This is a genomic window from Methylonatrum kenyense, assembly GCF_023195885.1.
In the GTDB taxonomy this organism is placed as follows: domain Bacteria; phylum Pseudomonadota; class Gammaproteobacteria; order Nitrococcales; family Aquisalimonadaceae; genus Methylonatrum; species Methylonatrum kenyense.
In genome coordinates this window covers 355,973-366,839 of record NZ_JALPKO010000001.1, presented here as the reverse complement: position 1 = coordinate 366,839, position 10,867 = coordinate 355,973, and the positions used below count along the sequence as shown (strand labels likewise).

10 protein-coding genes are annotated in these 10,867 nt (G+C 62.7%); 4 read left to right on the top strand and 6 right to left on the bottom strand.

Going from position 1 to position 10,867, the window contains the following annotated elements; translation table 11 throughout:
* Positions 1-297: 297 nt before the first annotated feature.
* The 3 genes from M0534_RS01695 (at position 298) to M0534_RS01685 (ending at position 2,224) form a co-directional block, all read left to right on the top strand.
* On the top strand, positions 298-1,125 hold the full coding sequence (locus M0534_RS01695; RefSeq protein WP_248566672.1) for a PEP-CTERM/exosortase system-associated acyltransferase: 828 nt from the start codon (positions 298-300) through the stop codon (positions 1,123-1,125).
* 77 nt (positions 1,126-1,202) lie between these two features.
* A complete protein-coding gene (locus M0534_RS01690; RefSeq protein WP_248566671.1) occupies positions 1,203-1,706 on the top strand; it encodes a hypothetical protein in 504 nt (167 codons plus the stop codon).
* A 131-nt stretch (positions 1,707-1,837) separates the two neighbouring features.
* Entirely contained in the window at positions 1,838-2,224 is a 387-nt protein-coding gene (locus M0534_RS01685) for a CAP domain-containing protein (protein ID WP_248566670.1), read from the top strand.
* Between the two features lie 40 nt (positions 2,225-2,264).
* On the opposite strand, the gene pip is transcribed toward M0534_RS01685, so the two are convergent.
* Both pip and M0534_RS01675 read right to left on the bottom strand, forming a co-directional pair.
* Positions 2,265-3,209, bottom strand: a complete 945-nt coding sequence (pip, locus tag M0534_RS01680; RefSeq protein ID WP_248566669.1) for a prolyl aminopeptidase — start codon at positions 3,207-3,209, stop codon at positions 2,265-2,267.
* A gap of 36 nt (positions 3,210-3,245) precedes the next feature.
* Complete coding sequence (locus tag M0534_RS01675; protein WP_248566668.1) at positions 3,246-3,968, bottom strand: Crp/Fnr family transcriptional regulator; 723 nt, start codon at positions 3,966-3,968, stop codon at positions 3,246-3,248.
* A 250-nt stretch (positions 3,969-4,218) separates the two neighbouring features.
* On the opposite strand from M0534_RS01675, the gene M0534_RS01670 reads away from it, so the two are divergent.
* Complete coding sequence (locus M0534_RS01670) at positions 4,219-4,749, top strand: hypothetical protein (RefSeq protein WP_248566667.1); 531 nt, start codon at positions 4,219-4,221, stop codon at positions 4,747-4,749.
* A gap of 216 nt (positions 4,750-4,965) precedes the next feature.
* Here the strand turns inward: M0534_RS01670 and M0534_RS01665 are convergent, their stop codons facing one another.
* From M0534_RS01665 to katG, 4 genes are all read right to left on the bottom strand, one after another.
* On the bottom strand, positions 4,966-5,751 hold the full coding sequence (locus tag M0534_RS01665) for a GlcG/HbpS family heme-binding protein (RefSeq protein ID WP_248566666.1): 786 nt from the start codon (positions 5,749-5,751) through the stop codon (positions 4,966-4,968).
* A gap of 197 nt (positions 5,752-5,948) precedes the next feature.
* Positions 5,949-7,136 carry a UbiH/UbiF/VisC/COQ6 family ubiquinone biosynthesis hydroxylase gene (locus tag M0534_RS01660; RefSeq protein ID WP_248566665.1) on the bottom strand — a complete coding sequence of 396 codons (1,188 nt, stop codon included), beginning with the start codon at positions 7,134-7,136 and terminating at the stop codon, positions 5,949-5,951.
* Positions 7,137-7,164: 28 nt separating this feature from the next.
* Positions 7,165-8,328 carry a PQQ-dependent sugar dehydrogenase gene (locus M0534_RS01655; protein ID WP_248566664.1) on the bottom strand — a complete coding sequence of 388 codons (1,164 nt, stop codon included), beginning with the start codon at positions 8,326-8,328 and terminating at the stop codon, positions 7,165-7,167.
* A gap of 143 nt (positions 8,329-8,471) precedes the next feature.
* A complete protein-coding gene (gene katG, locus M0534_RS01650; RefSeq protein WP_248566663.1) occupies positions 8,472-10,655 on the bottom strand; it encodes a catalase/peroxidase HPI in 2,184 nt (727 codons plus the stop codon).
* Positions 10,656-10,867: the final 212 nt, after the last annotated feature.

Below are 10,867 nucleotides of genomic sequence, written 5' to 3'. Positions count from 1 at the left end.
ACTACGTGGAAGTGCGCAACCCACGTCGACGTTTTTTATCACGCTTTGCCGGTGAAAGTGCGCGGGCAACGACTCGGCGAAAAATAAAATGGAACACGAAGGGAAACACTGGTTTATTCCCGCCTTAGCGTTCGACACCGGATCTAGTCATCTGGCAAGGGACGGTACCGATTCGGTAGCCGTCGCTAGCGGGCAGGTGCCGCAAGGCTGTCAGGGGCCAAAAGCGGTCGGGGTCTTGGGCAAGCGCGCGAATAAATCTTTCTTTTCCAAGGGCGTCAGTCAATGAAGGAACATCTGATGGATGTCTTGACGCAGGTGGATCGGCATTTCCGGTTCACTCTCGCCTTGAGTCGAAGCGATTTGCAGAAGGCGTTCGCCTTGCGTTACCAGGTTTACTGTCAGGAATTCCGGTTCGAGAAGGAAGAGGACTGCTGCGGCGGCCTGGAAACGGATTGCTTCGACAGCAGCTCGGTTCATTGTCTGCTTGAGCACCGGGGATCGGGTCAGGTGGCGGGCTGCGTACGAATGGTGTTGCCGGTGATGGATTCGTCCGGTTCGCTCGATGCCCTTCCCCTGGAGCGTCATTGCGTCGAGAGCCTGAGTCACCGCCACTTGCATCCCGCCCGGTTGCCCAGGCAGAGCATCTGCGAGATCTCTCGCCTGGCCGTATCGCGGGTGTTTCGCCGCCGCCAGGGGGAGGGTCGATCGGAGATGGGAAATATCCATGGCCTGGTGCCTACCGACGAGATGTTGCGAACAGCACCTGTTATCGGCCTGTCACTGTTCCTTGCCGCTACGGCCATGGTCGGCATGGCAGGTCGACACCATGTGTTTGCGATGATGGAACCGCGCCTGGTCCGGTTACTGTCGGTTTCAGGATTTCGCTTCTTTCGCGTTGGCGAGTTCGTGGACTATCACGGGCAACGGGCAGCGTACTATACGGACCAAAGGCAGGTCGTGCTTGAGATGCAGGAGGCCTTGCGCGGCATCTATCACAGTATCCAGCAACAGATTTTTCCGGGGTTTGAACAACTCGCGGCCGATGCGGCGACGGCATCGCGGTTGATGCTCGAGCCGGTTGCAGTTGGTTCGGCAAGCATGCCCTTTATCCGTCGCTCTTCGTGAGGCGGGTGTCATCCGGTCAGTGATGCGCCGCATAAAAAGCGCATAATCTGCTCCCGAACGCATTGGTCGGAGGTGTCATGCGACCCGCATTTTCCCTGATCATCATGTTTTTCTGTTTCTGGGCCTCGCCGGCATCCGCAGCGTGGCTCTGTGATACCGAACACGGAGAACAGATCCTGTTACTGGAGAAACCGGCCGGGATTTACTGCGAGCCTATCGGTGAACCGAATGCCCGACCCCGCGACGAGGCTGCCGAGGCCGAGGAGAGTTGCCGTCGTTCCTTGCGCTGCTGGTTGCGCCGGCATGACATGGCGGCCGCAAAGCACTGCTCCCGCGCCGTGCAGGAACTCGCCGAGCACGGTTTCAACTGGACCGATGGGCTCGTCTACTCACGCTTTGATGCACGCTCCTGGCACGATCGCTTCGCCGCCACTATCAGTTTCGCCGGTGATCAGATCGAGTTTCGTGATCGCGACGGCACCATGACCCGGCAGATGTACCGCTGCGTCTACGATCCGATGCGGCGTCGGGTTACAGAGGTCGATGCAGTACCGGTCAGCGCGCAGCGGAACGTTCCGTGATGGTTTGTCGGTGGTTGCTCGGCCTCGCTTTGGTTAGTCTGGTCGGATGTGCGGCAGGGGGCGTGGCGCCGATCGATCGGCATACCAGCGCCCCTGCACCTCAGGCAGAGGAGGCCGTCTGGGAATCCTTGTTGAATGATGCCCGACGCAGTCCCCGGCGATGCGGTAGTGAGGCATTTGACGCGGCACCGGCATTGGTCAGCGATGACGCGCTGGACGAGGCCGCCAGGCAGCACAGCCGTGATATGGCAGATTCAGGCGAGTTGGGTCACACCGGCAGCCGGGGCGAGGACCTGTCGGATCGGATCGCAGCGGCTGGGGTGAGTGCCAGGGCCTGGGCCGAAAACGTCGCCGCCGGACAACCCGACGCGCAGGCCGCAATTACATCCTGGCTGGCAAGCTCGGGACACTGCAGAAACCTGATGACGCCCGAGTTCGAGGCCTATGGTGCCGCCGTGGCCCATGCCGAGGACGGCACCCCATTCTGGACGCTGATCCTGGTTGCCCCTGCCGATTAGGGCAACACTGATTCACTCCCGCGGGACCGGGGATTAGGGGTTATTCCGAGGCGAAGGTGTCGGCCGCTGCGACGAGGGCCTCGCGGATACCGGGTTCGCTGGCGGAATGGCCGGCATTGTCGATCCACTGCAGTTCGGATCGGGGCCAGGCCTGGTGCAACGTCAGGGCCTGGTCCGGGGCGCAGATCATGTCGTAACGACCATGGATGATGACGCCTGGCAGGTCGCGGAGGCGGTCGGCATGGTCGAGGATCTGGTTGTCGGTCAGGAACAGGCGGTTGGCCATGTAGTGTGCGCAGATCCGGGCGAAGCGCCAGGCCTGATCCGGGTCCAGGAAGCCACGAAGGTAGGCGGGATCCGGATTCAGGGTTGCGCAGGCACCTTCGTAACGGCTCCACGCCAGCGCGGCGCGCCTTGCCAGTTCGCTATCCGGTCCGTTGATAATGCGGTGGCAGGCAAGCGGCAGGTCCTGCAGATCGGCTTCCGCAAACAGTACGGCAAGGGCCTGCCAGTACTCCGGGTAGACGCGTCGCGTGCCATCGCGGTAGAACCAGTCAATATCCTGCGGGCGCCCCAGGAAGACACCGCGCAGAATCAGGCCCCGGCTGCGTTCCGGATGCGCCTGCGCATAGAGCAATGCCAGGGTCGTGCCCCAGGAGCCGCCGAACAGTAGCCAGCGCTCGATACCAAGATGCGCGCGCAGTTGCTCCATGTCGGCGACCAGGCGCGCTGAGTCGTTATGCCGGATCTCGGCCTCGGGCCGTGATTTGCCGGCACCGCGTTGATCGAACAGCACAACGCGGTAGCGATCCGGATCAAAGTAGCGACGGCTGTCCGGGCTGCAGCCACTGCCGGGACCACCATGAACGAACACAACCGGCACGCCATCCGGTGTGCCTGATTCTTCCCAGTAGACGGCATGGCCGTCGCCGACATCGAGATGGCCGCTGCGCCGAGGATCAGTGGCAGGGTAGAGCGTGCTCATCAGGGCTCCTGGAGCGCGAGGTGTCAGCCAATCGGGTTAGTCCAGGCCAGGGTCCGGTACCAGGCGCTCGCATTCCCGTTTAACCACCTCGTAGCATTCGCAGCAGACGGCTTCCAGGCCCAGCCGATCAAGGATCGTGATACGGCCCCGACGGTAGCGGATCAGCCCCAGCGCCTGCAAACGGCCCGCGGCCTCGGTCACACCCTCGCGGCGCACGCCCAGCATGTTCGCGATCAATTCATGGGTCATGCACAACTCCTCCCCGGACAGCAGGTCGGTGCTCATCAACAGCCACCGGCAGAGTTGTTGGCGTACCGTGTGGTGGCGATTACAGACCGCGGTCTGGGCCATTTGGGTCAGCAGAGCCTGCGTGTAACGCAGTAGCAGGCGCTGGACGGGCGTCGAGCGGCTGAATTCCTTCTTCAGCAAATGGCCCGCAAGGCGATAGGCCAGGCCGGCGCTCTGCACGACTGCCCGGTTGGTTGTCGTCTCGCCGCCCATGTACAGGGCGACTCCGACGAGGCCGTCATTGCCGACGATTGCGATTTCGGCCGAGGCACCGCTGCGCGTGACATACAGCTTGGAGACGATGGCGCTGATCGGGAAGTAGACATGTTCCATCCGCACACCCTGCTCATGCAGGACGCTGCCGAGAGCCAGATCCACCCGCTCCAGTTTCGGTCGCAGGCGATGCCGGACGTCGTCCGGCAGATTGCGGAACAGCAGGTTTCTGCGCGGGTCATCGGTGGCTGACGTCATTGCCCACATCCCTGTGCCGTGTTGTCAGGGTCGGCCACCGTGACGGCTGGGCCGGTGGTGTTATTACACAAGTATGGTCGACATCGCGCGTATGTGGCTTGGCGAACAGACGTTGCCATCCGAAAGCCGGACATTGGCCGTTCGATAGCAAGGTTGGTTCGATAACAAGATTGGGTGGCCGCACAGGCCGCCAGGGGTGGGATGCGGAAGCAATTTCACACATCGATTTTTTGTATCGAGGCAGAATACGATGAAGACAGCGACAAATACGCCGCTCGAGGCGCCTTTCCCGTTATTTACCAGCATGAACCGGTCGATGGAGAAGCTGTGGGGAATCTGGCGACAGGGCGGCGACAATGCGGAGTTGAATCCCAACGAGGCGGCAAAGGAATTCGACCGCACGTTCCAGCAGGGACTGAGGATGGCGCACACGATGGTGCAGGATAGCCTGCTTCTGCAGAAGCGGTGGGTGGAAGGCTGCTGCAAGCTGACCTCGGACATGAAGACGGCGCCGCCGGAACTTCAGCGGACGGCCGAACAGTTGAATGAAACCCTGTCAACGATGATCGATGTTCGTGCGAGTCTCTGGGAGCAGTGGTTTGACGGTGTGCGTGGGCTCGAGAACGGTACCATGCCCGCCCTGATGAAGGTGCTGAGCGGCATGGAACAGGCTATCGGCGACGGTGCCATGCCGTCCGCCGACGGCTCGACCAAGCCGGAATCGGATACGTCCAGCCCGACTGTGCGGCGCGGTGACGGCCAATCACGCAAGGCGGGGTAGCCCGGTGCTGACGCCGTAAACCATGCCGTCGACCAGCAGTAGGGCTCCAGGGCACGTCACAAGCAACGCCGGATGCAGATGAGCCGACGTGGTTCTTTGGTCGACGGATAGATGCAGCGGGTTGGGTTAAGATGAAAAACGGGTCGCCGATTCGCATTCGGCGGCCCGTTTTTTCCGCTCCAGTTCGATCGGTGCATCCCGGCTATTGCGTGCGCGTCAATCCGGGTCCGAATTGACAGGCGGGAGGCCGGTCACGTTTAGATCTGTGTTCAGGCATTCAGGGTGTCCGAACCCGCCGGCACTGGTTCCATTCATGATGTCATAGATAATGTTATCCGGCCGCTCGGGGTCGCCGCTCACACCGCCGGTCGTGCCAAGCTGGTCGAGTCCCAGGTTGTTTCTCAATCGCCAGGCAACCATATGGTCCGCGCAAGACGTATCGCCACTGACGCCAACACCGCCAACAATACTTCCTTCCCGATACAGACCCAGGCCTCCGCCGAAGACGTTTACGCCCCCGATCTTGCCGCCAACCATCGGGTCGTTGGATTGCCCGTAATTGCGGGAATTCCCCATGTAGGCAATCAGGACGTCCACGGGATTGCTGTGCTGCAGTCCGTAGAGACTGCCGCCCGGTTGCACGGCCGAGTACAGATTGGCTGTTGACAGAGCCAGGCGATCCAGGCCGAAGGCATTGGCCGTATTGGCCTTTTGAGCGGAAATGACCCGGCTGCCCGGCCATTGCGCACCGCGATCACCGCCCGAGAAGGCCACGGCGCAGACGATTCCGTCGCGGTTCACGACAGTCGCCCACATGTCGAAATCGAGGCCGCTGCTCTCGGCGGCGACCGCGTCGGCCAACGCCGCGTTGAGCGTGGAGTGATTCGGCAGACCCTGACAGGCGGCTCCACTGCCACCGCCTTGCGATTGGGCGAGGGCAGTGCCGGAAAATGCCGCTGCGATAATGCTGATGCCGAGTGTAATTAAACCTGTCCTGGCCATGAGTATTCCCCCTCTGTTGCGTGAAGCCGTTGTGACCAAACGCACCGCGGTTTTCCGCGGAAAGAGGAGGAATTGCAATTAAAGAGCCAGCGTTGAGATTAGCTAATGGTTTTTGAAAGTTAGGATGAATTCATCCTAACGTTTATGAATGGTGTTCCCGGGAAATGTAAGGGATTTCGACATTGGTCCGTGTTTCCTTACCCCGGAGACAGCCCCAGTGCGATGCGCATCATCAGCCGTTTTCCCGGCGTGACGCGGTTGGCCAGACCGAGGGCGGCATTGCCCACCATGCGCAGTGGCGCGGGGCCTGTGAACAAATGGTGGAAACCCTCGGTGGCGGCGATCATGGCCAGCACCTGGGGCCGGCGGCGCCGTGCGTAGCGCGCCAGGACCTGCCGCTCGCCGGGATCGCCGCTGCGGGTGGTGGTGGCGATCAGTTCACTGGCCAGGGTGGCTGCATCCTGCAGGCCCAGGTTGAGTCCCTGGCCGGCAAGCGGATGGATAACGTGAGCGGCGTCCCCGACCAGGACCGTGCGATCCGTGCTGTATTGCCGCGCGTGGCGACGCCGGATCGGAAAGCTGGCACGACCCAGGACCGCCTCGACGCCGCCAAGCCGTGTCGGGAATTCCCTGTCGATGGTGTCCCTCAGGGTCTCGTCGTCGAGCTGTTCCCGTTCGCGGGTGCGTTCCGGATTGCCGTACCAGACCAGCGAGGCCCGGTGGCCCGGAAGCGGCAGCATGGCCTGCGGACCGTCCGGCGTAAATCGCTGCCAGCTGACGTCCTGCTGCGGCAGGCGGGTTGCGACATTGATGATCAGGGCGCGTTGCTGATAGCCGTGGTCGACGGTGGTGATCCGGGCCAGATCCCGGATGGTCGAGCTGGCGCCATCGGCGCCGACGACCAGACTGGCCGTCAGTGTCTTGCCCGATGCCAGTTCCAGTTCGGCTTGGTCGCCGTTGTGCCGCAAGGCCTGCGGAGCCGTCCGGGTATGGAGCGTCACCGCGGGCAGCGCCTTCAGCCGTTGCCAGACGGCATGGCAAAGCAGCCGGTTCTCGACGAAATAGCCGAATTCGGGCAGGTCCAGCGCATCGGCGTCAAAGGTGATGCCGCGGCTGTCATGTTCGTCCCAGGCCTCGATGCGGCGGAACCGGCAGCGGCGCGCATCCGGGATCAGCGGCCAGGCGCGGATATCTTCAAGCAGCCGTACCGCCGCCAGGTTCAGCGAGGAAATGCGCAGCCCGAATTCGGCTTCGGCGGCAACGGCCTCGGGCGCGTCGCCGTTCTCGATCACCGCAACCCGGAGGTTGGCCTGACCCAGCGCGGCGGCCAGACTCGCGCCGACCATGCCGCCGCCGACAATGATTACGTCATGGTTGTTGCTCATCGGTTCGGATTTCCTGCTTGCCGTTTCCTCATTTCGGCTCGATACGATACAAGCCGCCGTCCGATTCGTGGTCGGTCAGCACGTAGAGCTTGCCATCCGGGCCCTGCTGAACGACGCGAATGCGACCGATCTCGTGGAGCAGGAGCTCCTCGCTGTGCACCACGGCCTGGTCCTCGATCACCAGCCGCCAGATACGCTGACCAGCCAGCGCGCCGGCCAGCAGATTCCCCTCCCATTCGGGGAACGTGTCGCCGCTGACCACGGTGAGTCCGGACGGTGCCATCGTACCCATGAACTCCAGCTTCGGGTCCACCATGCCCTCGCGATGCCGGGTCTCGGAATCCGGGAATTCCTCTTCGGTCAGATAGGCCCGACCCAGCGTTGCTATCGGCCAGCCATAGTTCCTGCCCGGCTCGATCAGGTTCAGTTCATCGCCGCCGCGGGGCCCGTGTTCGGTGGACCAGATTTCGCCGGTGGCCGGGACCTGGATCAGCCCCTGGATATTGCGGTGACCGATACTGAAGAGTTCCGGCTCAGTGCGGTCCTGGTTAAGGAACGGGTTGTCGTCCGGCACGCTGCCGTCAGCATGCAGGCGGATGATGCTGCCGGAGTGATCCCAGGTTTTCTGCGCCCGTGGCGGGTAGCTGCCGCGGTCGCCGATGCTCATCAGCAGGGTGCCATCATCCAGGAAGGCGATCCGGCCGCCGTAATGCCGGCCCGGATAATTCGGTGCGTTGGAGACGAAGATCTCCTCCATGTCGGTCAGGGAGTTTCCGTCCAGCCGCGCCCGCAGCAGCACCGGCACCGTGTCCAGATCCTCGCCATCGGCCAGTCGTGAACGGCTGAAATAGATCCAGCCGTTATCCTCGAACTCCGGATGCACGGCAACGTCCAGCAGGCCGCCCTCGGTGTAGGCATCTTCGGCATAGACATCGAGGTCCGGCAGGCCGTCGACCGGAATCAGCTCGCCGTCGTCGATGATCGACATGCCGCCGGTACGTTCGGTAATCAGCTTGCGGCCATCGGGCAGGAAGCTCAGGCCCCAGGGGTGCTGCAGGCCGCCCTGGAGTTTCACCACCTGGATGGAGGCGTACTGCGTCTTCTGTTCGGCGACGATTTCGCCGGCCGGCAGGCCGGTCGCGGCCAGGATCAGGGCCAGGCCGCGACCGGCCAGGTATCTGCGACGGGGCATCCGGGTCTCCCTTGCTGTGTCTTTACGGGGATTTATAACTCACCACAGGACCACCGAGGGTGAAAGGGCCGGCGAAAAAAAGGCCGCACCCGGGAACCGGGAGCGGCCTTGGCGCCTACGGCACGGTCATGTCAGCGGACGGATCAGGCGAGATCGAAGCGATCCGCATTCATCACCTTGGTCCACGCCGCGACGAAGTCCTTGATGAACTTCTCCTTGGCATCGTCCTGCGCATAGGCCTCGGAGATCGCGCGGAGCTGCGAGTTGGAACCGAATACCAGGTCGACCCGGGTACCGGTCCACTTCACCTGCCCGGACTCGCGATCACGGCTCTCGAACACATCGGGATCCGCGTCGGTGGGCTGCCAGACGGTGTTCATGTCCACCAGGTTGACGAAGAAGTCATTGCTCAACGTCCCGACCTTGTCGGTGAACACGCCGTGGCCGGAATCGCCGTGATTCGCACCCAGGACACGCATGCCACCTACCAGCACCGTCATCTCCGGCGCGCTCAGGGCCAGCAACTGCGCCCGGTCGACCAGCAGTTCCTCCTCGGCCACCGTGAACTTGGTCCGGCGGTAGTTGCGGAAGCCGTCGGCCTCCGGCATCAGCGGCTCGAACGACTCGGCATCGGTCTGCTCCTCGGTGGCATCGGTGCGACCCGGAGCGAACGGTACCTGCACGTCATGGCCGGCATCACTGGCTGCCTTTTCAACGGCAGCACTGCCGCCAAGCACGATCAGGTCGGCCAGAGAGACCTTCTTGTTGCCGGACTGGGCGCCGTTGAACTCTGCCTGAATGCCTTCCAGCGTCTTCAGCACCTTGGCCAGCACCTCGGGTTCGTTGGCTTCCCAGTCCTTCTGCGGGGCCAGGCGAACACGGGCGCCGTTGGCACCGCCGCGCTTGTCCGAATCCCGATAGGTGGAGGCCGAGGCCCAGGCGGCCTTGACCAGTTCCGAAACCGAGAGGCCGGAGCCCAGGATCTTATCCTTCAGCGCCTTGACGTCGGCATCGTTGACCAACTCGTGATCTACCGCCGGGACCGGATCCTGCCAGATCAGGTCTTCCGCCGGCACGTCCTGACCCAAATAGCGGACCTTCGGCCCCATGTCGCGGTGGGTCAGCTTGAACCAGGCGCGGGCAAAGGCATCGGCAAACTCTTCCGGGTTCTTGTGGAAGTGCTCGGAAATCCTCCGGTATTCCGGGTCCTCGCGCATGGCCATGTCGGCCGTGGTCATGGTGATGCTGACCTTGCGTGAGGCGTCCTCGGCGTCCGGCGCGTGATCGGCATCCTTCAGGTTTTTCGGATACCACTGCCAGCCACCACCGGAGCCCTTGCCGAGCTCCCACTCGTAACCCAGCAGGACGTCGAAGTAGCCCATGTCCCATTCGGTCGGTTTCGCCGTCCAGGCGCCTTCCAGGCCACTGGTAATCGCGTCGCGACCGACTCCCTTGCCGTGGCTGTTGCGCCAGCCAAGGCCCATTTCCTCCAGCGGTGCGGCTTCCGGCTCCGGCCCCAGGTGCGAGTCCGGTGCGGCGCCATGCATCTTGCCGAAGGTATGGCCACCGGCGGTCAGGGCCACCGTTTCGTAATCGTTCATGGCCATGCGGGCGAAGGTTTCGCGGATATCCTGGGCCGAGGCCAGTGGATCCGGGTTGCCGTCCGGGCCTTCCGGGTTGACGTAGATCAGGCCCATCTGCACCGCGGCGAGCGGATGTTCCAGCTCGCGATCGCCGGTGTAGCGGCTCTTGGGGTTGTCACTGGTGGCCAGCCATTCGTCCTCGGCACCCCAGTAAATGTCTTCCTCGGGTGCCCAGATGTCTTCCCGGCCGCCGCCGAAACCGAAGGTCTTGAAACCCATGCTGTCCAGGGCGACGTTGCCGGCCAGGATGTAGAGATCGGCCCAGGACAGCTTGTTGCCGTACTTCTGCTTGATCGGCCACAGCAGACGGCGGGCCTTGTCCAGGTTGCCGTTGTCCGGCCAGCTGTTGATCGGCGCGAAGCGCTGGTTGCCGGTGGAGGCGCCACCGCGGCCATCGGCGGTACGGTAGGTGCCGGCAGCATGCCAGGCCATGCGGATCATGAACGGACCGTAGTGGCCGTAGTCTGCGGGCCACCACTCCTGCGACTCGGTCATCAGCGCCGTCAGATCCTTCTTCACCGCGTCCAGATCGAGTTTCCTGAACTCTTCGGCGTAGACGAAATCACCACCCATCGGGTCGGATTTCGGATGGTGCTGGTGCAGAATGCCGAGATTCAGCTGATTGGGCCACCAGTCATGGGTACCGGTACCCTGGCTACCCTTTTTGGTGCGGCTGCCGTGCATGATTGGGCACTTCCCACCACCGGTTCCAACATCATCTGCGTCCATTTCACTGACTCCTGTTTTCCGCGTTGATCAAACTCGAACACAATACGCCGATCGCGTTTTCGCCGCCCAATCGAGTGGCTATGGCGATAGTCCTGCGGTCCTGATGACCGTGCTTACATTGGAAGTATTTCATTGTAGCAGGATTCCGACGCTTTCTCTTGTCGGTT